Here is a 24,319-nt window from a genome sequence, read left to right on the forward strand (position 1 = left end):
GCCGGACGCCGGGACGGGGGAGCGACCCGGGTCACCCCTGAGGGTGCCCCCGCAGTGCGGCCCCAACTGGCGACAGCCCGTGCTCCGTGCGCCGAGAGCCTGCCTTCCGTGCGCCGAGAGCCTGCGGTGGGCCGACCGTGGTGCCTCATAGTCAAGTCCCCGGCTGATGGGGCGTGTGCCTCACAGATTTTTCCCCGGGAACGGGGGTCTAGCCGGCGCGGATCTTGAGGGCTTTGATGTCGGGGGCTCGCCAGGTGAGTTGGTCTTCGAGGCGGCGGGTCTTGGTGGCGGCCAAGCGGGTCAGTTCGGCTTGGAGTTCGGTGATCTGCCGGGCGATCCGGGTGGGTTTGAGGGTGGCCTTGTAGGCGGCGAGTTCGTGTTCTTGGGCGGGGCTGAGGACGCCTGCCTCGAGGAGCCGCCGGTAGGGGGAGCGGGGCTGGTCGTAGAGGCGCTTGCGGCGGCCGAGTTTGTCGGTGCCGTACCCGATGGGTTTCTTGGTGGGGGTGAAGAAGTTCAACCTGTCGTTGACCAAGGGCCACAACTGGGTCAGGAGGTCGAGTTCGGCCGGGGTGTCGTAGCGGTGGTAGAACCCGTATCGGCGCACGAGGTGGCCGTTCTTGGACTCGATGGTGGCTTGGTCGTTGCTCTTGTAGGGCCGGGATCGGGTGAAGAACACATCCCGGTCACCGGCCCAGCCGATGATCTGGTGGTTGATGAACTCCGAGCCGTTGTCGCAATCGATGCCCGTCACGGCGAACGGCACCGCCTCAACGAACGCGTCGAAAGCGGCCAGCACGTGCACGCGGGCGTTGTTCCGGATGGGATGGGTGTACACCCAGCCGGTGTGCACGCAGGTGAAGTTCACACTCCTGGCGAACTCGCCCTTCAGGGTGGGCCCGCAATGGGCGACCGTGTCGACCTCGAAGAACCCGGGTTCGCCCTCGACCTCGTCACCGGCCTTGCGTACCTGGATCGATTGGCGCAACAGGTGCCCGGGCTTGGTGCTGGTCTTGCCGCGGATCGGGTCCCGCGCTTTGGCCGGCGCCAGGTAGCGGTCGATCGTGGCCGCGGACATGGCCTCGAGCTCGGCACGGACCCCGTCGTGGTAGTGCTCCACCCCGGGCACCAGTGACCCTTCGGCCTCCATCGCGTCCAGCCAGTCGCCCATCGCGGCAGCCAGGTACTTGCCGCAACTACCGCCACTGGTGGCCCACACCTGTTGCAGGACCTTGGTCGCATCGTAGGAGTACCGGCGAGGCTTGGTCTTGCGCCGATCGATCACCGCGACCGTTGCCACTGCCCGTCCCGGCGCCTGCAGCAACCGCAAGCGGAGTTGCTGACGGGCATGGTCACGGTTCCAGCCCGTCACCCCCACCACCTGGTCCAAGATCAAGCTCTTGCCCTGCTTCGGCGCGTCCGCGTACGCCTGCGCGTACCGCTTCGTGACCTCGACCCTGGCCTTCATCGACAACTTCCCCTCAAGCAGCACACCCCATCGTGGCCGGCCCCACCCCCTCACGCGGGGAAAGTCTGTGAGGCACAGCACCCTGCTACGCGGGGACTATGTGTGAGTGTCGTCGCCGACATGCGGACGCGTTCGGATGGTGGCTATGATGGCGGGGTTGCGCGAGCAGCACGCGGGCGTAGCTCAATGGTAGAGCGCCAGCTTCCCAAGCTGGACACGCGGGTTCGATTCCCGTCGCCCGCTCCACACTCCGTTCACCGTGACTAGCGGGAACGTGCTCCGACTGACACCATTCGCCCGTGGGGATGTGGGCAGACCAGGCCGGGTTCAGGTGGTCGTTGGAGCAGTTGGCCAACGAGGTATTGGACCGTGCCGGTGCGAACATCGACCCGAGGGCCTACCTTGTCGGCTTCCACCACACCGAGGACCGGATCAGCATCGAGCCACCCCGAGGCCACTTCGACCGCGACATCCTCGCCGACGCCCTCGTGCGGGCCGACCAGCGCTTTCGCCGCTCGGCCGCACGCCGCGAGGCGGGCGACGACGCGACGGCATTCAAGGCGGCCGAGTCGCAGGTGCGCCGGCTCGTGCTCGCCGAACAACTCGCCGAGGCGTCCCGGGCCGGTGAGCGGGTGCACTTCGCCGGCATAGGTGTTGACGTGGGGGAGTTCTTCGTCGTCCCGGTCATCACCATTCACGCCGAGCACTGGAACGACCTCGCCCGCCTGCGCCGCACGCCTGCCGCCGACCACTCGCCGCGCTCGTTCCCCGAGGCGGCCGTCAATGCCGTGCTGGACGCGGCCAGCCGCGAGCTCGACCGTCAGGTCCCCGGCCCGCGCGTCAGCGTCGACCCGGACGCCCTGCTGCGGTCGGCGTCCGACACCTTCGTCAGCACGCTGGTGCAGCGGGCCGGGCAGGACCTGGCCTACGGCGTCCGCCACGCCCTGGACGCCGTGTCGGCCCAGCCGTACGAGGGCCGGTCGGGCACGGGGTCGATCCTGCTCGCCCAGCCCGACCACCCCGACCTGGTCGTGGAGGTCGCGCTCGAGCACCCGGTGCCGGTCGGGCTGACCCGCTCGTTCCGCAAGGTGCTGGAGATGTCGGCCCCCGACCTGCACCTGCTCTGCGACGGGCGTGAGGTGTTCGGCCTGGGCAGCCTCGCCGACTCCTACAACGTCGACAGCGACTACGTGTTCACGGCCTCGATCAGCGGCAACGGCTCCTGGGAGCTGTGGCACCAGGCCACCCCTCTGCTGCGCATGGAGAACGGCCTGCCGCAACTGCCGCGCGAGCGCCTCGACGAGGAGGAGTTCGCCCACACGGTCGACCGGGTGTTCCCCGACGTGAGCGCTCGCAACGCCCGCCACCTCTGGGACATGGCGGTCGCGTGCGCCAAGCAGGCCCACGGCACGATGCTCGTGGTGCACCCCGACGCCGCCGCCGAGGCCGACCGGCTGCTGCCGCAGGCCTACGCGGTCGCGCCGACCCGCCTCACCGGCCGGGTGCTCACCGCGGCGACCGGCATCGACGGCGCCGTGCTCGTCGGCCCCGACGGCCGCGTGCACGCGGTGGGCGTCATCCTCGACGGCGTGGCGACCGGCACCGGTGACTCGGGCCGCGGGGCCCGCTACAACTCGGCCATCCGCTACCTCGCCGGCGACGGCCGCGGTGCGATGGTGATCATCGTCAGCGAGGACGGCAAGATCGACCTGCTGCCCAAGCTGAAGCGCCGGTTGCGCCGCGAGACAGTGCAGCGGACGGTCGACCGGCTGGTCGCGCGCTCGGCCGAGGGCGAGGACCTCGAGGCGTTCGACCGCGCCAACCGCGCGGTGGAGGAGATCGAGTTCTACCTCAACCAGGACCAGTGCAACGCGGTCAACGACGCCCGCGAGGCCGTCGCGGGCCGGCGGTGGGTCGAGGACCACCTGCGCCGCCAGTTCGTGCCCGTCGCGCCCGACCCGGCGATGGACGACAGCTACTTCGTCGACCGCCGGGCGGGGACGTCCGGGGGCTGAGTCCCTACGGGGCCGTCCAGTACGGGTCGCGCCCGATGAAGGACATCAGCCTGTCGGTGGCGTCGGCGTCGTCGCGCAGCGGCCCGCGGGCCGTGCCGAACTGGCCCGAGCCGCGCAGCATCTCCTCGATCGGCTCCATCCCCGCCAGCATCCCGGCGGCCACGTCGGCGTCGAGCCGGTCGTCCTGGCCGGTCGCGCGGGACAGGTCCCACGTGTGCATGAACACGTCGGCGGTGTAGAAGTTCTGGATCATCACCGGCAGCGGCATGTCGCCGGTCATGGGGTTGGAGTAGGTCTTGGACGCCGTGGCCGGGTCCTCCAGCACCGCGTGGACGGCGTCGCGCTGGTGCTCCCACGCGGCGAGCAGGTCGGCCTTCGGATCCGGCCCCGCGGGCAGTTCGATGTCGGAGCCGGCGGCGAGCATGCCCGGGAACCACTCCAGCAGGTGCTCGACGACCGAGCGGGCCGTCCACCCGGCGACGGGGGCGGGGGCGTCCCAGTCGGTGACGTCCTTGATGCGATCGGTGAACGTGGCGGAGGCCGCGCGGTGGGCCTCGGCGAACTCGTTGGTCATGGGACAGACGCTAGCCGCGTGGTCCCCCCCGTGGGGCCTAGAGGTGCTCGCGCATGCCGGCGACGACCCGCTCGAACAGGGGCCGCGGCAGCGAGACCGAGACGCGTCGCACGGCGTCCGGGTCGACGCGGATGACGCGGTTCACCCGCACCTCCGACTCGCGGCCGCGGTTGTCCCAGTCCCCGGCGCCGATGTCGACCCAGAAGCGGCCCGCGCGGGCTTCCTGGCGCTCGTCGAAGTCGTGGTCCTTGCTGGTCATCTGCAGGCCCAGCAGCCACGGGCCATCACGCCCGACGAGCACGACGGGGCGGTCCTTGCCGCGCGCGTGGTCCTCCTCGTAGGGCACCCATGTCCACACGACCTCGCCGGGGTCGGGCCGGCTGCCGCGCACGGGCGAGTACTCGACCGCGGGCATGCCGCGGAAGTCACCCGGATAGCGTGTGGCGGTTCCGGGTGCATCTCCGGGTGGCGAATCCCCCGGAATCCTTGGGGTTCTTCCACCCGGAGATGCACCCGGGGACGCCGCACGCCGCTCGCGCCGGGCCTCGCGCACGCCGGTGCGCAGGACGTCACGGACGATCCGCCCGAGGGCGGACAGGAGCTGGTTGTTCATCAGCGATACCTCGGCAGGGGACCGTAGAAGACGTCGGTACGCGGCTCGACCGCGACGGGGGCGGGGTGGCGGCGCAGGTGCCACCGGTCGAACCAGCGGCGCGCCGGGGGCGTCCAGAGCAGGATCGCGGCGACCACGAGCAGGGGGATCCCGATCCAAGCCACCCAGTTGATCAGCAGCGCCAGGAGCGACGCCCCGGCCGCAGCCACGCCGGCCCACCGTGCCCAACGGTAGCCGCGCCACGCGTAGTGCCCGGCGATGATCGCGCCCGCCCCGATGACCAGCGTCGCTGCGAACAGCGCCGTGACCATGAGCACCCGCAGCAGCGCGCCCGGCTCGGTGGGGACGACCCCGTTCAACCACGCCGCGTCGGCGAACTCCCGGACGCTCCGCCAGAACGCCCAGAGTAGGCCCGCCACCACGGCGGCCAGGCCGGCGAAGAAGAGACCGGACGCCGCCCACACCACTGCGGGACGCCGGGGTTCGCCCGTGCGGGCGTCGACGGTGGGGTCGACCGCACGGGTCGCCGTGCCGATGGCACGGGGCGCGGTCTGGTCCATGCGGGCCAGTCTAGGTGCGGGGTCCCGAGGCCGGTTACCAGGCGTCGACGAGGTAGTGCTGGAGGGTGGCGCCGAGGGGAGTCGCGAGGGAGCGCAGCGACAGCGAGGACACCAGCGGCAGCTCCACCTGGTTGCGCGCGACCATCATGCCCAGCAGCGCGCTCGCGGCCAGCTGCCCCCGGTACGGGGCGTTGGAGTGGCCCTGCGCGGCGGCGATGGGGGTGAACACCTCGCGGGCGATCATCTCGGTGAGCGCGTGGCGGCCGCGGCCGGCGTCCCGGGTCAGGCTGCCGAGGTAGTCGGAGCGTTGGGCCTCGTCGACGTCCCACCGGTCGAAGAAGGCCTTCGCGGCCCGGCGTCCGATCTGGTCGGGGCTGCCGCGCAGGATGTCGCGGACGAACTCGTCGATGTCCCAGCGCGTGTCGAACGCCGCCTCGCAGTAGAGGTCGGCCTTGGAGTCGAAGTAGTGGTGCACCAGGGCCGGGTCGACGTCGGCGGCCCGGGCGATCGCGCGCAGGCTCACCCGGTCGTAGCCCTCGGCGGCGAAGAGGTCGGCGGCGGCCTCGCGGATCGTGCCCCGGGTGTCGTCGTGGCCGGGGCGGCGTCCGCGGGGGCGTGCGGGAGCGGTCGTCATGGTTCCTCCATCGGCCCGGGCGGGTGCTGACCCGGGTTCAGCCCAATCTAGTTCGCCGCATCGCCGAGGAGGCGGATCGGCACGAACTCCCGCCCCGGAACGCCGAACCGGCGCGCGTCCGAGGACGCGCGCCGGTCAGGTCGGTGGATGCGGCCGGGGCCGACCCCGTGGCGGTCAGGCCTGCTTCATCGAGCCGGACTCGAGGAAGCGACGGTGCCACGCGTGCGCGGTCTCGAGGTCGTGCGGCGTGTGGGCGCCGTTGGCCTTCGACGCGGCCCGCGCGACGTAGTCGAGCAGCATCTCGCGGTAGTCGGGGTGGGCGCAGTTCTCGATGATCACCTTGGCGCGCTGCTTCGGCGACAGGCCGCGCAGGTCGGCCAGACCCTGCTCGGTGATGATGACCTGCACGTCGTGCTCGGTGTGGTCGTGGTGGGAGACCATGGGCACGATCGCGGAGATGTCACCGTTCTTGGCCAGCGACGGCGAGACGAAGCACGAGATGTAGGCGTTGCGGGTGAAGTCGCCCGAGCCGCCGATGCCGTTCTGCATGCGGGAGCCCATGATGTGGGTCGAGTTCACGTTGCCGTAGATGTCGGCCTCGATCATGCCGTTGCAGGAGACGACGCCGAGTCGACGGATGGCCTCGGGGTTGTTCGAGACCTCCTGCGGGCGCAGCACGATGTGCTCGCGGTACTTCTTGGCGTTTTCGTTCATCTTCGCCGCGGCCTCGGGGGACAACGAGAAGGCGGTGGCGGACGCGACCAGCAGCTTGCCGGAGTCGATCATGTCGACCATGCCGTCCTGGATGACCTCGGTGTAGGAGGTCAGCTGCTCGAACGGGCCCTCGTTGAGGCCGACCAGCACCGCGTTGGCGATGTTGCCCACGCCGGACTGCATCGGCAGCAGGTTCTTGGGCATGCGGCCCTGCTTGACCTCGTTGGCGAGGAAGTCGAGCAGGTTGTTGGCGATGGTCTTCGACTCCTCGTCCAACGGCTTGAACGGCGAGTTGCGGTCCTCGGCGTCGGTCTCGATGACCGCGGCGACGCGGCTCCAGTCGATGTCGTAGTACTTCGAGCCGATGCGGTCACCGGGGTGGTTGATCGGCAGGGCGACGTTCTCGCCCGGCAGCTTCATCGAGTAGATGTCGTGCATGCCCTCGAGGTCGATGGACTGCCACGCGTTCACCTCGAGGATGATCTTGTCGGCCTTCTCGAGGTACACGTTGTTGTTGCCGACCGACGAGGACGGGATGGCGGTGCCGTCGGCGTTGATGGCCGCGACCTCGACCACCGCGACGTCCAGGTTGCCCCAGAAGCCCTGGCGGACCTGCGGGCCCGAGTGGGACAGGTGCACGTCGTAGTACTCGGACGAGCCGGCGTTGATCTTGTTCCGCATGATCGGGTCGGACTGGTACGGCATGCGCATGGAGATGCCGTCGACCGCGGCGAGCGCGCCGTCGTGCTCGGGCGCGGTGGAGGCGCCGGTGTAGGAGGCGATCTGGAAGTCGTCGCCCTTGTCGTGGGCGGCCTTGATCTCAGCCGCGAGTGCCTCGGGCAGGGCCTTGGGGTAACCGGAACCGGTGAAGCCGGAGAAACCGACCCGGTCGCCGTTCTTGATGAGCTTGGCGGCCTCTTCGGCCGACATCACCTTGTCACGGTACTTGTCATTGGCGATGCGCGACATTCATTTCCTCCCTGAAATGACGGACTTGTCGCACACCCTAGCCAATACGTGGCCCCGTTTCCGCATCGAGGCTGCCGCCGTCCTGATTCACGTCCCGGACGCCGCCACGCTGGGGGAGGGACGCCCCGGCCCGCGAGGCGTCCAGTGCCTAGACTGGGAGCGAAAGGGGTGTGCGAGTGAGCGACCAGGAGCAGGCAGGGACGCCGGCCTCCGGCCTGCCCGCGCGCAAGCCCACGCCCTTGTGGTTGGTGGTTCTGGGCAACCTCGTCGTCGCCCTGGCGATCGTCTCGCTGCTGCAGAACTTCGTGGTCCGGGTGCACAACGTGTCGTCGGGATCCATGCAGACGACCCTCGGCGTCCGGGACCGGGTGCTCAGCTCGAACCTGCCCTACCTGGCGGCCCCGCCCCAGCGCGGCGAGATCGTGATCTTCGGCCACGGCACGACGTGGGACGACCCGCAGCGCCCGCCCGAGACCGACCCGTTCCTCGCGGCCGTGCGCATCGTCGGCGACGTCACCGGCATCGGCATCTCCAACCGCACCTACACGGTCAAGCGCATCATCGGGGTGCCCGGCGACACGATCGAGTGCTGCGACGCCCAGGGGCGCGTGCTGGTCAACGGGGAGCCGCTGGACGAACCGTATGTGTACCGCGACCTCCCCTTCACCGCCGGCGGCCTCGACTGCGCGAGCAACCCCGCCTCGGCGCGCTGCTTCGCGCCGATCGTCGTGCCCGAGGGGAAGTACCTCGTGATGGGCGACCACCGCTCCAACTCCGCCGACTCCGTGGCGGGGTGCCGGGGCTCCACCCAGGCCAGTGAGTGCGCGCGGTTCGTGCCGGCAGAGCGGATCACCGGGAAGGTGTTCGCGAAGGCCTGGCCGCCCGGCCCGGTGGGTTAGGACTCCGCCACCAGCCCCAGCGCGAGCAGTTCGTCGACGACGCCGCGCATGAGGTCGCCCGCGTCACCGTCGGGCGGCGCGCCGAACCGGTCGACGAGGGTCCCGGTCAGCGCGTCCAGGGCCACGGGCTCGGACGCCGCGTCGTACGCCGCCAGCGCCAACGGGTTCAGCTCGACCACGCGGTGCTCGAGCAACAACAGCGTGCGGCCGTCGCACTCCAGGCGGTCGACCACGTCGAGCGCGCGCACCACGGGCTGGGTCATGACTCCTCCAGGGCGTCGACGAGCAGGTCGCGGGCCTGCTCGGCCTCGGCGTAGGTCACCAGGAGCGTGGGGGGCCGGGCCTCCAGGAACGCGGCCAGCGTCTGCAGCGGCGCGGGCAGCGAGCTGAGGGACGAGCTCTCCGAGGCGAGCTGGACGATGGCGTCGAGCACCCCGAGTTCCTCGACCTGCGGCGCGGAGAGCGAGGCGTCGCGGCGGATGAGGACGAACCGGCGCAGGTGGGCGTCCGGGTGGACGTGCGCCAGGCCGAGCTCGTCGGGGGAGGTCTCGACCTTCACCCCGGTGAAGTCCTTGGGCCGGACCGACAGCGGCTTCTCGTAGGGGAGGACCCGCCCGTCGGGGGTGAAGCCGACGGTCTCGTCGGTGACGTAGCCGTGCGTGCGCCCCAGCACCGCCGACAGCGTGGTCTTGCCGGTGCCGCCCGGGGCCACGTACGCCAGCGTCGCCCCCGTGGCGGGCGAGGTCACCGCCCCGGCGTGGAACATGAACAGCCGGCCGCGCTGCGCCTTGATGGCGGCCTGGGTGACGTCCTGGGTGAAGCGCTGCAGGAGGGGGGCTGGGTCTCCCTCGAGCGTCAGGGCGAGGTCCTCGCCCGGGACCTCGCCGCCCCGCGGCGCCAGGCACCGGGACCAGACCTCACGCAGGGCGTCCAGCAGCTCATCGGTGCGGGGGCCCTCGACGGTGACGCGCGAGTGCACGCCGAGTCCGTACAGGTCGAGGGTCGTCACGCAGCCACCCTAGGGCAACGACAGGGCCCGCCGAACCTCGGGGGTTCGGCGGGCCCTGTCGTGGCTGGTTCAGGCCAGGGTGATCCGCTGCTTGAGCGTGTGGGTCTCACCGGGGCGCAGCGTGAGCTGGTCGCCCAGCGCGTTCGCGGCCTCGATGCAGATCATGCCCTGCCACTCGTCGTCGCCGAAGTCCTGCATCTCGGCGGCCTTGTCGACGCCCGGGTTCCAGATGACCGTGTTGGCCGAACCCGACTTGGCGATCACGAGCTTGCGACCGAGGACCGGGTCCTCCAGCACGACCTCGCCGGTCGAGCGGTAGACGCGGTCGGTCTGGCCCTCGATGGTGACGTCGCCGGACTGGGTCTCGGTCTGACCGGTGACCTTGTCGTAGTACTCGGCGCCGTCGAGGCCCGTGACCTTCACCTGGCGGACGTCGCCGACCGCGAGGTAGGTGTGCAGCGCGCCGTCGAGCGGCACGTGGTGCTGGCCGGTGTTGGTGACCTCGAGCGTCAGGCCCAGGTACTCGGGGGTGAACTTCACGACGTAGCGCGCCTCGTAGCGGTGCGGCCAGTCGGGCTGCTCGCCGGTCATCGCGTTGTCGAGCGTGTAGACGGCGATGAGGCGGCCGTCACGGTCGAGGGTGTCCTTCAGGTCGGCGAGGTGCCAGGTGTGCAGGCGGGCGAAGCCATGGATCGGCAGCTGGTCGCCGGCGCGCCCCGGGCCGAACCACGGGAAGCAGATCGGGACGCCGCCGCGAATGGGCTGGCCGTCGCTGAACCAGGACTTCGCGCTCATCCAGATGACGGGGGCCGCGCCGTCGGGCTGCCAGGACCACACGTGCGCGCCGTGATCGAACACGCCGTAGTGACCGGAGCCAACCTTGGCCTCGACACCCCGCAAGGGGTTCTCGGTGATCTCATGCTCCATTGGAAGGACCTCCTCGAGGGTCGATTGCTGTGGCCCCGAGCCTAGTCCGACTCGTTGTCGTATTCGACCCCAAGTGAGAGATTCAGCGGATCGACCGGGACTCCATGTAGAACCGCTTGTCATGGGCATGTCCCATGGAGAACGTCTTGCGCGGCAGGGGCCCGTCGACGGCGATCGACCGGAAGAACGCGTCCTTCCCGATCCCCGGCAGCAGGAACCCCACGTTGCCCGGCCGGCGGCCCAGGTCGACCGTCACGTCCTCCCCGTGGACGTAGTCGATCTCCACCTCCGGGTTCTCGGCCAGCCACACGTCCAGGAAGGTCTGCAGGGTGCCCACCGCGAGCTGGTGGGTCGGGTCGGGCACCTCCGCGACCGACAGGCCGGACGCCTCGACGATGCCGAAACGCTGCACCCCGTCCCCGGACGCCACGGCCGCCAGCACGTCCTCCACCGAGTCCACCGGGCGGGTGGTCGCGCCGAGCGCGAGCAGGAGGTCGTCGACGACCGTGTCGCCGTCGAACAGGACGCGGTGGATCGGCTCGAACGACAGTGATGGGTCGTGCAGGTTGACCAGCTCGACCAGCGCCCAGCGGGCCGGGTGGTCGGACGCCGCGCCCGCGGCCTTGAGCTCGTTCCAGGTGCCCTTCGCGGTGGCCAGGGAGTGGTTGCCGTCGCCCATGGCGAACTGCAGGGGGTGCTCGCCGGCGAGGCCGTAGCGGGTGGCGTAGGCCTCGGGCTCGACGAGCGCGTCCAGCGCGGCGAACACCTGCTGCTGGACGGCGGGGTCGCGCACGAGGCGTCCGGTCAGGTGGCCCGAGCCCAGCATGAGGTCGAGGTCGTAGGCCACCTCGAGGTCGTCGCGGACAGCCTCGACCGGGGCGAGGACAGACCCGGTGGGGTCGTCGTAGAGGACGAGGATGTGGGGCAGCTCGAGCGGGGCGTCGCGGCGCACCGCCATGCGCGGGGGCAGCCGGTCGAGGACGGTGCCCTCGGTCGAGCGGACCGCGCTGGTCGCGGTGGAGGAGAAGTCGTAGGCCTCGAGATCCAGTTCGACGACCAGGCCGCGCTGGGTGCCGCCGCTCACGCCGCGCTCGACGTACACGATCGCCTCGTGCTCCTCGAGCAGGCCGGTGTTCAGGTACTCCCGCATGGTCTGCTGGCAGGCCCGCACCCGCTCGGCCACGTCGGGCGCGCCCAGGTGCAGCTCGGGGAACACCATCCGCAGGGTCGAGGGCGCGTCGCCCACGACCTTCTCGACCTCGGCCCAGTACTCGGGCTGGGAGGTGAACTGGTCGCAGGCGATGACCGCCCAGCGGTGGGCGTCCACGGACGCCTTGGGCAGCAGCACGCGCGGGGTGCGGACGACGACGGGAGCGCTCACGGGCTCACCCTAGCCGCGCACCCCGTCGCGCGGACGGGTGCGCCCGGTGGCGGGACGGGTCAGGCGTCCTGGCTGTAGACGAGCACCGAGTAGGGGCCGACCGACACGTTCCCGTGCCACTGCAGGCCGTCGGCGTCCTCCTCGTAGGCCTCGATGTCGAAGCTCTCGAAGTCGCCGAACAGCGAGCTGTACAGGGTCGCGTCGGAGTTGAAGCGCAGCTTCCACAGCCCGCCGCTGGGCAGGCCGATGCGGCGGTACTCCATGGCCTCGGCGGAGAGGTTCACGACCACGACGACGTCGTCGCCCGGGCCGTGGTCCAGCCAGCGCTGGAAGACCAGCAGGTTGGAGCCCTCGTCGACGTGGTGGACGTTGAGGCCGCGCCCGGTCAGGCCGCGGGTGACCCCGCCGCGGTTGAGGCGGAGGTCGATGAGGTCGCTGTAGAGACGGGCGAGCCCCTGGAAGTCCTCGTTTCGCTTCCAGTCCAGCGGCACGTCGTCGCGGAACCAGCCACCCTCGAGGAACTCCTGGCCCTGGAAGATCATCGGGATGCCGGGGGAGGTCATCACCAGCGCCGCCCCGACCGTGGACCGCTTCTGCGACGGCCAGCCGGTGGCGTTTTCGGGCTCGATCTCCTGCGGGACCCGGGCCTGGCCGTTGGCCACCTCGTCGTGGGACTCGGTGTAGATGACGCGCTCGAGCGGGTCGCCGTAGTGGTGGGCGATGGCCTCGGCGATGGCCCCGATCGACCGCTGCCCGTCGTCGGGGGTGATCAGCTCGGCGCGCACCGGGTGCACGAAGGCGGCGTCCCACTGCGCGTGGAAGCCCGCCCCGTCCTCGTTCTCCTCGGTGATGAGCGGGTTCTTGTGCAGGTCCTCAGCGATCATGATGCGACCGGGGAACTCGGTGCGCACGCTGTCGGTGAGCCAGCGCATGAGCGACCAGCCCTCGTCGAGGTAGTTGCCCTGGTGGGTGTACATGTGGGGGACCATGTCGAGGCGCAGGCCGTCGACGTGGTAGTCGCGCATCCACATCAGCGCGTTGTCGCGGATGAACGTGCGCACCTCGCCGCGGCCGTAGTCGGGCCGGGTGTCGCCCCACGGGGTCTCGGAGCGGTCGTCGTTGTAGAAGTAGATGCCGCCCTTGCCGTTCTCGCTCCACCCGTCGAACGTCCACAGGTCGAGGTCGGAGGGGCCGAAGTGGTTGTAGACCACGTCCTGGATGACGGCCAGACCGCGCTTGTGGCACTCCTTGACGAAGGTCTTGTAGGCGTCGGGGCCCCCGTAGGCGCTCTCGACGGCGAAGATGTGGGCCGGGTTGTAGCCCCAGCTCATGTCGCCGGCGAACTCGGCCATGGGCATGACCTCGACCGCGTTGACGCCGAGGTCGACCAGGTGGTCGAGGCGGGCGATCGCGTCGTCGAGGTGCCCCACGGAGCCCTCGGAGTCCTGGCCGCCGAACGAGCCGATGTGCATCTCGTAGATGACCAGCTCGTGGTGGGGCGGGCAGTTCGCCGAGTCGCCCTCCCAGTCGTAGGCGTCGTGGTCGTAGATGACGCCGTTGCCGACCGAGTTGGTGACCTGGCGCGCGTAGGGGTCGACCCGGGCGAAGGAGTTCTCGCCGTTCGTGATCTGGTACTTGTACTCCTGGCCCGCGACGGCGCCCTCGACGAAGCCGTACCAGAACCCGTTGCCCTCGTTCTCCAGCGCGTCGGCGTCGTTGCGCCACTCGTTGAAGTCACCGAAGACCGTCACCGCGTCGGCGTGGGGGGCCCAGACCCGGAAGGCGGTGCCTCCCTCGACGGGGATGGCGCCCATGCCCTCGATCGGGTGTTCGGGTGTGGTCACGGCAGGCTCCTCGAGGCCGGCGACAGGGGTTCGGGACGCAGCCTAGCGGGCGGACGCGAGTGCTTGCCGTTCGGTTTGCACCCTGATGGGCCTAGCCGGGGTCGCGTCAGGGTGCAGATCCGGGGTCGAGGGGGTTGTGGGCGCTAACTGCAGCTAGCAGACTTGTGGGCATGGACGGCTTCGAGGTCAACGAGCAGCACGAGCGGCTGTCGCTCGGCGACTTCATCGCCACCCAGCGCCGTGCGGCAGAGATGTCGCTCCGGCAGCTCGCCGACCGGGCGGGCATCTCCAACCCGTACGTGAGCCAGATCGAGCGTGGGCTGCGCAAGCCGTCCGCGGAGGTACTGAACCAGATCGCCACCGCCCTGTCGGTGTCGGCCGAATCCCTGTACGTCCGCGCCGGCATCATCGACCCGGACGAACACCGTCCGACGTCGGTGCAGCGCGCAGTCCAGTCCGACCCGGCCCTGACCGCCGCCCAGAAGCAGGCCCTGATCACCGTCTACCTGGCGTTCGTCCAGCCCGACGCAGGGCCTCACCCCACACCCACGCCGGACGTCCCGGCAGCCAGCAAGGAGTGACCATGTCCGACCAGTACAACGAGTACAACGACCAGACCAAGCCCGAGGGCGAGTTCGTCGAGGAGTTCGAGGTGAAGGCCGAGGACGCCCACCTGGCCGCCGGTGAGAAGTTCACCCCCGAGCAGCTCGGTGACGCCGTCATCAAGTTCGCCACCGAGACCGCCTACGCCGCCGCCGGCTTCGCGAACGTCCTGGCCGAGAAGGCCAAGGTGTTCTACGAGTCGCAGCGCAAGGAGATTGCGGCCAAGACGCCCGAGGGCGTGGACCCGAACTTCCGCCAGTTCGTCGACGCGATGCCCGACCAGTTCAAGGGCTTCATCGACGAGGCGACCAAGGCGTTCCACGACATGGCCGAGCGCGGCCGCACCACCGTCGCGGACCTCCAGCACCAGGTCCAGGCGGCCCGTGACGCCGCCAAGGACGCCCGCACCAACCCGACCGAGGCCTTCGACCTGAAGGACGACGCCGCCGCGACCGCCGAGGCCGCCGACGCCGTCGCCCCCGAGGACGCCCAGGACGTCGTCACCGACGCCTACCCGGGTGAGGCCAAGGACGAGCCGCGCCAGTGGTGACACAGCGCACCTGACCCACGAGGGCCCCGGACCGATCGGTCCGGGGCCCTCGTGCGTCCCGTGGGTCAACCGCAGGTCACGCCGGTGGCGTGGATGGGGCAGTAGCCGTTGGGGTTCTTCTCCAGGTACTGCTGGTGGTAGGCCTCGGCCCAGTAGAACGGGGCGTCGTCGGCGGCCACGATCTCGGTGGTGATGTCGCCGTACCCGGCCGCGGAGAACGCCTCCTGGTAACGCTCCTTCGCGGCGGCCGCGGCCGCCGCCTGCGCCTCGTCGACGGGGTACAGGGCCGAGCGGTACTGGGTGCCGACGTCGTTGCCCTGGCGGAACCCTTGGGTGGGGTCGTGGGCCTCGAAGAAGACCCGCAGCAGCTCGTCGTAGGACACCATCGCCGGGTCGTACGTCACCCGCACGGCCTCGGCGTGGCCGGTGCGCCCCGAGCAGACCTCCTCGTAGGTGGGGTTCGGGGTGTAGCCGCCCATGTACCCCACCGCGGTGTTGGTCACGCCGGGCGTGTTCCAGAACATCTTCTCCTCGCCCCAGAAGCACCCGAGGGCGAAGTAGGCGACCTCGGACCCCTCGGGGGTGTCGAGCACGTTCGTGCCGAAGATGTCGTGCGTCGCGCCCTCGGGCAGGATCGACCGATCCCGCCCCGGCAGGGCGAGGCGCGGGTCGACCATGCGTGGTTGGATCATCCCCCAGCTACCGAACATGCCCGCAAGGGTAGCTCGCACTACGCTGGTCGCCATGACTGCTGCGTTCGCCCCCGGGTTCTACACGACCAAGGCCGAGGCCGCCTCCGTGGCCGGCGACTGGCGCTTGGGCGGGTGGACGCCGAAGGTGCTGCAGCTGCCCGAGGACCTGGGCCGCGACGCGCGCCGCACGGTGCTGGCCGAGCTCGGCCTGGCGCTCGGGCTCGGTGAGCTGGCCTCCCCGGCGGCGCTGTCCGAGGCGCTCTGGCGCGTCGGGGCGTCCACCGTGCTGGTCTGGGCGCGCGGCCAGGAGTTCGCGGACGCCGAGCCCGCGGTCTGGAAGGCGGTCGGGGACGTGCTCGAGAAGCGCGCCAAGGCCAAGCCCGACTTCGCCGTGGTCCTGGCCGGTGCCGACAAGAAGTCCAAGGAGCGCGACCGCTGAGACGGTCCCGGGCCTTGTCGGTGTGCCGGTGAACAATGCTCACATGCCATCTCTCTCCCGACGCTCCCTGATCGCACTCGCCACCGCCGCGGGCCTCGGCCTCGCCGGTTGCGCCGGCTCCCCGGCGGCCACGCCGGCCGCAACACCGGCGGGCAGCGCGGGGGCGACGACGGCGTCCGGCCAGGTGCTGCAGATCGGGATCGCGCAGATCGTCGACCACCCGTCGCTCAACGACCTGCGTGACGGCTTCAAGGAGGGCATGGCCGCGGCCGGCTACGTCGAGGGCACTGACGTGGTCTACGAGGACCGCAACGCCGCGGGTGACCAGGCGACGCTGACCTCGATCGCCTCGGCGTTCGGCAGCAAGGACCTCGTGGTCGCCATCGCCACGCCCACCGCGCAGGCGATGGTGCAGGCGCTCCCCGACACCCCGATCTTCTTCGCGGGCGTGACCGACCCGGTGGGTGCCGACCTCGTCGCGTCGCTGGAGGCGCCCGGCGGCAACGTGACGGGAACCTCGGACTTCCCGCCCGTGGCCGACCAGCTGAAGCTGATCAAGGAGATCCTCCCCGAGGCCAGGACCATCGGCCTGCTCTACAGCTCGGCCGAGACCAACAGCCACATCCACGCCGACATGGTGAAGGAGGCCGCCCCCGCCCTCGGGCTGGAGGTGAAGGAGGCGACGGTGTCGAACTCCTCCGAGGTGGCCCAGGCCGCCGAGTCGCTGACCGACGTGGACGCGTTCTTCATCGGCACCGACAACACCTTCGTCTCCGCGATGGAGTCGGTGGTGCAGGTCGCCGAGGCCAACAAGATCCCGCTCGTCGTGTCCGACCCCGACTCGGTCGTTCGCGGGGCGCTGGCGGCCTACGCGGTGGACTACCGCGCCCAGGGCGTCCAAACCGGGACGATGGCGGCGCAGATGCTGAAGTCCGGCGGCAAGGCGGGCGACATCCCGGTCGAGCGGGCCAAGGACCTCGAGCTGTCGGTCAACCCCGGCGCAGCCGAGCGCATGGGCGTCACGCTGCCCGCCGACGTGCTTGCGCGCGCCGACCACACGGTCGACTGAGTCGAGCCCCGCTCAGCCCGCCGGCCGGGCGAGGTCGTCGACGCGTTCGGCGCCCGGCAGCGCCAGCAGGGTGGTGACGGGCACGAACAGCTTCGAGGCCCGGATGCCCGAACCGATGCACACCCAGTCCGTGTCGGCCACGGCGCCGTCGACCCAGATCGGCCAGTCGGCGGGGACACCGATGGGGTTGATCCCGCCGTACTCCATACCCGTGGCCTCGACGGCGAAGTCCATGGGCGCGAACGAGGCCTTGCGCGCGCCGAGCCGCTTGCGGATGAGCCCGTTCACGTCGAGGCGGTCCGTGGCGCGCACCATGCACACCACGTGGGAGTCGACCCCGGCGCGGGTGCCCCGCACGACGACCGCGTTCGCGCTGGCGTCCAGCGGCACGCCGTAGTGGGCGCACAGCTGCTCGGTGTCGGCGAGGGTCGGGTCGATGGCGGCGACGAGCGCCTCCAGCCCGGTCCGCTCCAGCACGGCCAGGGTGACTGGCGCGAGCAGGTCGGGGCGCCCGAGCGCCGGGGCGGTGTCCAGGGACCCGAAGAGTTCGTGAGGCACCGCGCCATCCTGCCACGTGGATCCGGCCGGATCGGGGCGGACCGCGGCCCGCGGCGTTCGGGTGGCTCTGTAGGCTGTGGGGGACGTCACGACAGCAACAGGAGAAGCGCGCATGGCGAAGGCAGGCAAGCAGCCGAACGCGGCACAGGGCTCGGCGCGGGCGCGGCTCGCGGAGGAGCGGCGCAAGGCGGAGCAGGCCGCCCGGCGCAACAAGATGTTCGGCATCGCGGCCGGCGCCGTGGCGCTGCTGCTCGTCGCCGTCGGCGTGATCATCGCGATCGGCATGAACCGGCCCCAGGCCCCCGGTGGCGGTGGCAGCACCGGTTACGTGGCCGCGCTGCAGAACGTGCCGGCCGCTGACCTGGACGCCGTGGGCGTGGGCGCGCTGTCCGTCACCCCGGCCGAGCCCGTGCCGGGCGGCGAGGTCCAGATGCAGGACGGCAAGCCGCGCCTGCTCTACATCGGCGCCGAGTACTGCTCCTTCTGCGGCTACACCCGCTGGCCCCTGACCATCGCCCTCGAGCGGTTCGGTGACTTCTCCGGCCTCGAGGCGGGGCAGGCCCCGTCGAACGCGGGCATGATCCCGACCGTGTCGTACAGGGACGCGACCTACACCAGCGACCACCTCGTCTTCAAGGGCTATGAGCTCAAGGACGCGCAGGGCAACGACATCCAGACCCTCACCCCCGAGGACGAGACCATCGCCCGCGAGCACGGCATGCAGGGCTACCCGTGGCTGTACTGGGGCACCCACACGAGCGGGACGCCGTTCCTGCAGCCCTTCCTGCAGGGCGGGTACATGCCCGGCAAGAGCGGCGACTCGATCGCGGAGAAGCTGAAGGACACCTCCTCGCCGGAGGCGCAGGCCATCCTCGGCGCGGCGAACGTGACCACCGCCCAGATCTGCGCCCTGACCGGCGACCAGCCCGGCGACGTCTGCTCGGCGCCCGGCGTGGTGGCCGCCAAGGCGGTCCTCGGGTGAGTTCGCCCGCGGGTGCGGCGGTGCGGGTCGGGGCGGCTGACCCGAGCCCGCTCTGGATCAAGCTGCTGTGGGTGGCCAACCTGCTCGTGTCGGCCTACCTGACCTGGGAGCACTACAACGCTGATGTCGTGCTGGTGTGCCCCGAGGGCGACTTCGTCAACTGCGCGTCGGTGACGACGTCGCCGTGGGCCTACCTGCTCGGCATCCCGGTGGCACTGCTGGGCCTGCTCTACAACATCGCCGGCGTGGCGTTCGCCTTCGCCGGGCGGCGGCTCGGGCTGCGCCGGGGGCGCCTGGTCGGGCTGGTGTTCACCGGTGTGGGCATGCTGTTCGTGCTCTACCTGGTCTGGGCCGAGTTCGTCATGATCGGCCAGATCTGCAGTTGGTGCACGGTCGTGCACGTCATCACCGCGGTGCTGTTCGTGTTCTACCTGACCACCTTCGTCGCCGGCGCACCCGAGCCCGCAGACGAGCCCGCCTGACCGCCGACAGCCTGCGAAGTTCGCGCCGAAAGCCTGCCAAGTTCGCGCCGACAGCCTCCCTTCAATTAACAGGGAGGCTGTCGGCGGTTGTTTGGCAGGCTCTCGGCGTGCCTCCCGCGTCGCCGCGACGCTAGGAGAGGTGCCGGCGCACGTCCGCGTGCTCGGATGGACCCGGTTCCCACGTGCTCACCCACGGCAGGTGGTCGCGGATGTGCCGCACGCCCAGTTCCAGGCGCACGTAGCGCCCGTCGAGCAACTTCTTGGCCAGCGTGCGGTCGCCCGCGTCGCTGTTGCGCCACAACGCGGTGAACAGCGCCTCGACGCGCACGCGCGCCTGCTGGCAGAACTGGTCGGCGAGCTCGAGGTTCTCGGGGGCGGTGTCGGCCTCGGCGCGGGCACGCACGCAGGACGCCGCCATCGCGTACAACTCGGCGCCGATGTCGACCGCCCGGCCCAGGAAGGCCTGTCGGTACTCCATCTTGCCCTGCCAGCGGGCCATGCCGGCGAAGATGTTGAGCGCCAGCCGTCGGGAGGCGCGCTCCATCCAGCGCACGTGGCCGGCCAACTCGCCGAACTCGGCGTACGCCCCGGGGACCACGCCCGCGCCGGCCGCCAGCGTGGGCAACCAGCCGGCGTAGAACCCGGCCGCCCGCCCGACCGCGCGGGCCTTGGCGTCGAGTCCGGCGTCCGGGTCGATGATGTCGCCGGCGACCGACAGGTGGGTGTCGACCGCCTCGCGCGCGATGAGCAGGTGCATGATCTCGGTCGAGCCCTCGAAGATGCGGTTGATGCGCAGGTCACGCAGGATCTGCTCGACCTCGGCCGGGCGCTCGCCGCGTGCCTCGAGCGAGTCGTGGGTCTCGTAGCCCCGCCCGCCGCGGATCTGCAGCACCTCGTCGGCGATCGTCCAGGCCATCTCGGAGCCCCACAGCTTCACCAGCGCCGCCTCGATGCGGATGTCGTTGCGCTCGTCGTCGGCGAGCATGCACGACAGGTCGAGCATGGACTCCATGGCGTACGTCGTCGCGGCGACGAAGGCCAGCTTGGTGGCGATGGCCTCGTGGTCGCCGATGCGGCGTCCCCACTGGACGCGCTCGGCCGACCAGCCCCGCGCCACGTGCAGGCACCACTTGGACGCCCCCACGCACATCGCCGGCAGCGAGAGCCGGCCTGTGTTGAGGGTCGACAGCGCGATCTTCAGGCCGCGCCCGACGCCGACGAGCGTGTTCTCGGCCGGCACCACCACGTCGTGGAAGCGGATCACCGCGTTCTCGATACCCCGCAGCCCCACGAAGGCGTTGCGGTTCTCGACCGTGATCCCCGGCGAGTTCGCCTCGACGACGAAGGCGGTGATGCCGCCCCGCTCGCCCTCGGACGCCGGCACGCGCGCCATCACCACGTACAGCCCCGCGATGGTGCCGTTGGTGGCCCACAGCTTGACGCCGTTGAGCTTGAAGGAACCGTCCGGTTGCGGGTCGGCGGTCGTGCCCAGGCGCGCCGGGTCGGAACCCACATCGGGTTCGGTCAGCAGGAACGCCGACACCTCCCCGGCCGCGGTGCGCGGCAGGAAGCGATTCTTCTGGTCGGGCGTCCCGAACATCTTCACCGGCTGGGGGACACCGATCGACTGGTGGGCGCTCAGCAGGGCACCCAAGGAGGGGTTGGCCGACGCGATGAGGGTGAGCGCCTTGTTGTAGTAGAGGTTCGTCAGCCCGACGCCGCCGTACTCGGTCGGGATTTTCATGCCGAACGCGCCCAACCTGGCCAGGTCGGCGATGACCTCGTCGGGGATGAGCGCGTCGCGCTCGATCTGCTGGCCGTCGATGCCGTCCGCGACGGTGCGGGCGCGGGCCAGGAAGTCCTCGCCGCGCTGCTTCGTCTCGGGGGTGGGGGTCGGCCACGGGTCGATCAGGTCGAGGCGCAGGCGTCCGAGGAAGAGCTCCTTGCCGAAGCTGGGCTTGGTCCAGTCCTGCTCGCGGGCGGCCTCGGCGACCTTGCGGGCCTCGCGGGCGGTGGGTTCGGTGCGAGTCGTACCCCGGAGCGTTGAGGACGTGGTGCTTGAGGAAGTGGCGGATTGTGTCGCGGTCATGACGCCTCCATGCGCTCATGTGATCTACCACCGTAACTCTTCCTGCCCCGTGCGGGGTAGAGGGCGTGGCAAGGCTCTGGTCGTGATGGGTCGTGTGGTGGCAGGGTTCTCCCGCCCACCCGCGGCACCGACAGGAAGGACGCCCCATGGCGCAGCAGCTCAACCCCTACATCACGTTCAACGGCGACTGCGCCGAGGCGATGGCGTTCAACGGCGAGGTCTTCGGGGCCGAGCCGCAGGTGTCGTCGTTCCGCGACTCGGGGATGGACATCGACGGGGTCATGCACGCCTCGGTCAGCGCCCCGAACGGCTTCAACATCTTCGCGTCCGACTTCGCCGAGGGGATGGGCGACTACAACCCGGGCACCAACGTGCAGATCAGCCTGTCGGGTGATGAGGCCGAGGCGCTGCAGGGGTACTGGGCCAGGCTCGGCGAGGGCGGTCAGGTCGTCATCCCTCTGCGGCAGCAGATGTGGGGCGACGAGTACGGCCAACTCGTCGACCGGTTCGGGATCATCTGGCACGTGAACATCGCGGGGTCGGCTGGCTGAACGGGGCCCCGCGACGCCGGAACAGGGGGGAGGATGGGTGCATGAGCCCCCGCGTCCCCCCTCCCCGTTTGGCCGCCCCTCGCCCTGTGGGTGGCGCTCGTCGGGTCGTCGGGTGGCTGCTCGTCGGAGGGCTGGTGGGGCTCCTGGTGGCGGTCGTCCTGCCCACGGGGCTCGCGGCGTGGTCGATGTCGGCGTGGTTCACGTCCCAGGACGCCGGGCGGTTCGACCAGGTCGAGGCCCGGCTGGCCGGGGGCGGGAGTCGTACGCGGCGGCGTCCGACCGGGTGCGCGCGTTGGCGTCGCAGGATGAAGGCACGAGCCGGGTGGCGCTCACCAGCACGCTGACCTGTCGGACGGTGGGGGGGACTCGAGACGTGCGCTGACTCGACCGCGGCCGACGCGGAACTGATGTCGTCGGCGCGCGCGGAGGTGGCGATCTGGCAGGCGCGCGACGGCGATCGCGTCTACTACCGGTTCTTCGGCGAGGACGCCCCCACGGTGTGGCTCATGGATGGGCCACCCGCGGAGGATGCGCGCGCGTTCGCCCGCGAGCGCGGGTTCCGGTCGGTTCGCGTGGTCGACGACCGGTGGGCGGTCCTGGGTCCCATCACCGACCACGCCCGGCTCGTGGCCCAGTGGGAGGGCTGAGCCAAGCCCTCGGCGCGAAAAACTCAAGCCCTCGGCGGGAGCGGAGCGGGAATACCCGGAGCTTTCCCCTAGTTGAGTCTGGTGAACTCAACTTCGAAGATGAGCGTGCTAGGCTCAAGCCCGAAGTTCCCCGAACCTCTGGAGGTAACCCACCATGGCCCGTGCAGTCGGTATCGACCTCGGCACCACCAACTCCGTCGTCGCCGTCCTCGAGGGCGGCGAGCCCACCGTCATCCCCAACGCCGAGGGCGCCCGCACGACGCCGTCCGTCGTGGCCTTCGCCAAGAACGGCGAGGTCCTCGTCGGCGAGGTCGCCAAGCGCCAGGCGGTGACCAACGTCGACCGCACCATCCGGTCGGTCAAGCGTCACATGGGCACCAACTGGAACATCGACATCGATGGCAAGAAGTACACGCCCCAGGAGATCAGCGCCCGCGTGCTGCAGAAGCTCAAGCGCGACGCCGAGGCCTACCTGGGCGAGACCGTCACCAACGCGGTCATCACCGTGCCGGCGTACTTCAGCGACGCCGAGCGCCAGGCGACCAAGGAGGCCGGCGAGATCGCGGGCCTGACCGTCGACCGCATCATCAACGAGCCCACCGCCGCCGCGCTGGCCTACGGCCTCGACAAGGGCGACATCGAGCAGACCATCCTGGTCTTCGACCTCGGTGGCGGCACCTTCGACGTTTCCCTGCTCGACATCGCCGACGGCGTGTTCGAGGTCAAGGCCACCAAGGGCGACAACCGCCTCGGTGGCGACGACTGGGACCAGCGGATCGTCGACTGGCTCGCGACCCAGTTCAAGAACGCCCACGGCATCGACCTGGGCAAGGACAAGATGGCCAAGCAGCGCCTCCAGGAGGCCGCCGAGCGCGCCAAGATCGAGCTGAGCTCGGCGCAGGAGACCCACATCAACCTGCCGTACATCACGGCCGGCGCCGAGGGCCCGCTGCACCTGGACGAGAAGCTCACGCGTGCCGAGTTCCAGCGCATGACGCAGGACCTGCTCGACCGCTGCCGCGCCCCGTTCAACGCCGTCATCAAGGACGCCAGCACCACCGTCGGCAAGATCGACCACGTCATCCTGGTCGGCGGCTCGACCCGCATGCCCGCCGTCGTCGACCTGGTCAAGGAACTGACCGGCGGCAAGGAGCCCCACAAGGGCGTCAACCCCGACGAGGTCGTGGCCCTGGGCGCGTCCCTGCAGGCCGGCGTCCTGAAGGGTGAGGTCAAGGATGTCCTGCTGCTCGACGTCACCCCGCTGTCCCTCGGCATCGAGACCAAGGGCGGCGTGATGACCAAGATCATCGAGCGCAACACGACGATCCCGACCAAGCGGTCCGAGGTGTTCACCACGGCCGAGGACAACCAGCCCTCGGTGATGATCCAGGTGTACCAGGGCGAGCGTGACTTCGCCCGCGACAACAAGTCGCTCGGAAACTTCGAGCTCACCGGCCTGATGCCCGCCCCGCGCGGCGTGCCGCAGATCGAGGTCACCTTCGACATCGACGCCAACGGCATCGTGCACGTCAACGCCAAGGACATGGCCACCGGCAAGGAGCAGTCCATGACGGTGACCGGCGGCTCGGCGCTCGGCAAGGACGACATCGACCGCATGATGAAGGACGCCGAGGCGCACGCCGAGGAGGACAAGAAGCGTCGCGAGTCCGTCGAGATGCGCAACGAGGCCGACAGCCTGGCGTTCCGCACCGAGAAGCTGCTCAAGGACAACGAGGAGTCGATCGGCGACGACGTCAAGGCCCCGGTCCAGGAGGCCCTCGACACGCTGAAGGAGGCCCTGAAGGGCACCGACAACGACGAGGACGTGAAGGCCGCCATGAACGACCTGAACGACAAGGCGTCCGCGATGGGCCAGGCCATGTACGCCGCCGCCCAGGCCGCCCAGGGTGGGTCGGGCGACGACCAGGCCTACACCTCCGAGGACGCCCCGGCCTCCGACGCCGCCGGTGACGACGACGTCGTGGACGCCGAGATCGTCGACGACGAGTCCGACAAGAAGTGACGCAGCGGCCGGCTGGGTAGGCTCCCAGCG

26 protein-coding genes and 1 tRNA gene are annotated in these 24,319 nt (G+C 70.4%); 13 read left to right on the plus strand and 14 right to left on the minus strand.

Translation table 11 applies throughout. The features are described 5' to 3' along the window. Positions 1-208 precede the first annotated feature (208 nt). Positions 209-1,465 (minus strand): DDE-type integrase/transposase/recombinase, encoded by a 1,257-nt coding sequence (locus tag J4N02_RS03850; protein ID WP_208091111.1) that lies wholly within the window; start codon positions 1,463-1,465, stop codon positions 209-211. A gap of 172 nt (positions 1,466-1,637) precedes the next feature. On the opposite strand from J4N02_RS03850, the gene J4N02_RS03855 reads away from it, so the two are divergent. Beyond that, positions 1,638-1,711: transfer RNA gene (locus J4N02_RS03855), tRNA-Gly, on the plus strand. Between the two features lie 59 nt (positions 1,712-1,770). Beyond that, on the plus strand, positions 1,771-3,480 hold the full coding sequence (locus J4N02_RS03860; RefSeq protein WP_188334492.1) for a DNA integrity scanning protein DisA nucleotide-binding domain protein: 1,710 nt from the start codon (positions 1,771-1,773) through the stop codon (positions 3,478-3,480). Between the two features lie 4 nt (positions 3,481-3,484). Here the strand turns inward: J4N02_RS03860 and J4N02_RS03865 are convergent, their stop codons facing one another. The 5 genes from J4N02_RS03865 to J4N02_RS03885 form a co-directional block, all read right to left on the minus strand. Then, positions 3,485-4,054, minus strand: a complete 570-nt coding sequence (locus tag J4N02_RS03865; protein WP_188334462.1) for a TIGR03086 family metal-binding protein — start codon at positions 4,052-4,054, stop codon at positions 3,485-3,487. Positions 4,055-4,091: 37 nt separating this feature from the next. Continuing rightward, positions 4,092-4,469, minus strand: coding sequence for a type II toxin-antitoxin system PemK/MazF family toxin (locus tag J4N02_RS03870; RefSeq protein ID WP_223202675.1), 378 nt, complete (start codon positions 4,467-4,469; stop codon positions 4,092-4,094). 197 nt (positions 4,470-4,666) lie between these two features. After that, complete coding sequence (locus J4N02_RS03875; protein ID WP_188334464.1) at positions 4,667-5,227, minus strand: hypothetical protein; 561 nt, start codon at positions 5,225-5,227, stop codon at positions 4,667-4,669. A 34-nt stretch (positions 5,228-5,261) separates the two neighbouring features. After that, on the minus strand, positions 5,262-5,861 hold the full coding sequence (locus J4N02_RS03880; protein ID WP_188334465.1) for a TetR/AcrR family transcriptional regulator: 600 nt from the start codon (positions 5,859-5,861) through the stop codon (positions 5,262-5,264). A gap of 174 nt (positions 5,862-6,035) precedes the next feature. Next, on the minus strand, positions 6,036-7,544 hold the full coding sequence (locus J4N02_RS03885) for an acetyl-CoA hydrolase/transferase family protein (protein WP_182814310.1): 1,509 nt from the start codon (positions 7,542-7,544) through the stop codon (positions 6,036-6,038). Between the two features lie 176 nt (positions 7,545-7,720). Between J4N02_RS03885 and lepB the strand changes: the two genes are divergently transcribed. Further along, complete coding sequence (gene lepB / locus J4N02_RS03890) at positions 7,721-8,443, plus strand: signal peptidase I (RefSeq protein WP_208091113.1); 723 nt, start codon at positions 7,721-7,723, stop codon at positions 8,441-8,443. On the opposite strand, the gene J4N02_RS03895 is transcribed toward lepB, so the two are convergent. From J4N02_RS03895 to J4N02_RS03915, 5 genes are all read right to left on the minus strand, one after another. Beyond that, complete coding sequence (locus J4N02_RS03895) at positions 8,440-8,706, minus strand: hypothetical protein (RefSeq protein WP_188334466.1); 267 nt, start codon at positions 8,704-8,706, stop codon at positions 8,440-8,442. The genes lepB and J4N02_RS03895 overlap by 4 nt on opposite strands. After that, the gene (locus J4N02_RS03900; RefSeq protein WP_188334467.1) at positions 8,703-9,452 is read right to left on the minus strand and encodes a hypothetical protein; all 750 of its coding nucleotides are present in this window, start codon (positions 9,450-9,452) and stop codon (positions 8,703-8,705) included. Before J4N02_RS03900 ends, J4N02_RS03895 begins: the two co-directional genes overlap by 4 nt. A 69-nt stretch (positions 9,453-9,521) precedes the next feature. Further along, positions 9,522-10,379 carry a D-hexose-6-phosphate mutarotase gene (locus J4N02_RS03905; protein WP_182814313.1) on the minus strand — a complete coding sequence of 286 codons (858 nt, stop codon included), beginning with the start codon at positions 10,377-10,379 and terminating at the stop codon, positions 9,522-9,524. An 82-nt stretch (positions 10,380-10,461) separates the two neighbouring features. Next, positions 10,462-11,760 carry a DUF1015 domain-containing protein gene (locus J4N02_RS03910; RefSeq protein WP_188334468.1) on the minus strand — a complete coding sequence of 433 codons (1,299 nt, stop codon included), beginning with the start codon at positions 11,758-11,760 and terminating at the stop codon, positions 10,462-10,464. Positions 11,761-11,819: 59 nt separating this feature from the next. Beyond that, complete coding sequence (locus tag J4N02_RS03915; protein ID WP_208091114.1) at positions 11,820-13,604, minus strand: alpha-amylase family glycosyl hydrolase; 1,785 nt, start codon at positions 13,602-13,604, stop codon at positions 11,820-11,822. Between the two features lie 170 nt (positions 13,605-13,774). Here J4N02_RS03915 and J4N02_RS03920 point away from each other — a divergent pair, with 170 nt between their 5' ends. Next, positions 13,775-14,185 (plus strand): helix-turn-helix domain-containing protein, encoded by a 411-nt coding sequence (locus J4N02_RS03920; protein WP_182814315.1) that lies wholly within the window; start codon positions 13,775-13,777, stop codon positions 14,183-14,185. 2 nt (positions 14,186-14,187) lie between these two features. Next, complete coding sequence (locus tag J4N02_RS03925) at positions 14,188-14,757, plus strand: hypothetical protein (RefSeq protein ID WP_182814316.1); 570 nt, start codon at positions 14,188-14,190, stop codon at positions 14,755-14,757. Between the two features lie 65 nt (positions 14,758-14,822). Here the strand turns inward: J4N02_RS03925 and msrA are convergent, their stop codons facing one another. Continuing rightward, complete coding sequence (gene msrA / locus J4N02_RS03930; RefSeq protein WP_182814317.1) at positions 14,823-15,467, minus strand: peptide-methionine (S)-S-oxide reductase MsrA; 645 nt, start codon at positions 15,465-15,467, stop codon at positions 14,823-14,825. Positions 15,468-15,501: 34 nt separating this feature from the next. On the opposite strand from msrA, the gene J4N02_RS03935 reads away from it, so the two are divergent. Then, positions 15,502-15,888 (plus strand): hypothetical protein, encoded by a 387-nt coding sequence (locus J4N02_RS03935; RefSeq protein WP_188334469.1) that lies wholly within the window; start codon positions 15,502-15,504, stop codon positions 15,886-15,888. Positions 15,889-15,931: 43 nt separating this feature from the next. Next, positions 15,932-16,957, plus strand: coding sequence for an ABC transporter substrate-binding protein (locus tag J4N02_RS03940; RefSeq protein ID WP_188334470.1), 1,026 nt, complete (start codon positions 15,932-15,934; stop codon positions 16,955-16,957). Between the two features lie 12 nt (positions 16,958-16,969). Here the strand turns inward: J4N02_RS03940 and J4N02_RS03945 are convergent, their stop codons facing one another. After that, on the minus strand, positions 16,970-17,515 hold the full coding sequence (locus J4N02_RS03945) for a YbaK/EbsC family protein (protein ID WP_243760863.1): 546 nt from the start codon (positions 17,513-17,515) through the stop codon (positions 16,970-16,972). A 112-nt stretch (positions 17,516-17,627) separates the two neighbouring features. Between J4N02_RS03945 and J4N02_RS03950 the strand changes: the two genes are divergently transcribed. Next, positions 17,628-18,497, plus strand: coding sequence for a DUF929 family protein (locus J4N02_RS03950; protein ID WP_188334472.1), 870 nt, complete (start codon positions 17,628-17,630; stop codon positions 18,495-18,497). Beyond that, a complete protein-coding gene (locus J4N02_RS03955) occupies positions 18,494-18,979 on the plus strand; it encodes a vitamin K epoxide reductase family protein (RefSeq protein WP_208091115.1) in 486 nt (161 codons plus the stop codon). Before J4N02_RS03950 ends, J4N02_RS03955 begins: the two co-directional genes overlap by 4 nt. A gap of 130 nt (positions 18,980-19,109) precedes the next feature. Here J4N02_RS03955 and J4N02_RS03960 read toward each other — a convergent pair whose 3' ends face one another. Continuing rightward, on the minus strand, positions 19,110-21,068 hold the full coding sequence (locus J4N02_RS03960) for an acyl-CoA dehydrogenase family protein (RefSeq protein WP_188334473.1): 1,959 nt from the start codon (positions 21,066-21,068) through the stop codon (positions 19,110-19,112). A gap of 146 nt (positions 21,069-21,214) precedes the next feature. On the opposite strand from J4N02_RS03960, the gene J4N02_RS03965 reads away from it, so the two are divergent. The 4 genes from J4N02_RS03965 (at position 21,215) to dnaK (ending at position 24,289) form a co-directional block, all read left to right on the plus strand. Beyond that, positions 21,215-21,619 (plus strand): VOC family protein, encoded by a 405-nt coding sequence (locus J4N02_RS03965; protein ID WP_188334474.1) that lies wholly within the window; start codon positions 21,215-21,217, stop codon positions 21,617-21,619. An 86-nt stretch (positions 21,620-21,705) separates the two neighbouring features. Continuing rightward, entirely contained in the window at positions 21,706-21,963 is a 258-nt protein-coding gene (locus J4N02_RS03970) for a hypothetical protein (protein ID WP_188334475.1), read from the plus strand. Between the two features lie 63 nt (positions 21,964-22,026). Next, positions 22,027-22,266 carry a hypothetical protein gene (locus J4N02_RS03975; RefSeq protein ID WP_188334476.1) on the plus strand — a complete coding sequence of 80 codons (240 nt, stop codon included), beginning with the start codon at positions 22,027-22,029 and terminating at the stop codon, positions 22,264-22,266. A 154-nt stretch (positions 22,267-22,420) separates the two neighbouring features. Next, a complete protein-coding gene (gene dnaK / locus J4N02_RS03980) occupies positions 22,421-24,289 on the plus strand; it encodes a molecular chaperone DnaK (protein ID WP_188334477.1) in 1,869 nt (622 codons plus the stop codon). Positions 24,290-24,319: the final 30 nt, after the last annotated feature.

Origin of the sequence: Propioniciclava sp. MC1595, assembly GCF_017569205.1 — a bacterium.
Lineage (GTDB): Bacteria > Actinomycetota > Actinomycetes > Propionibacteriales > Propionibacteriaceae > Propioniciclava.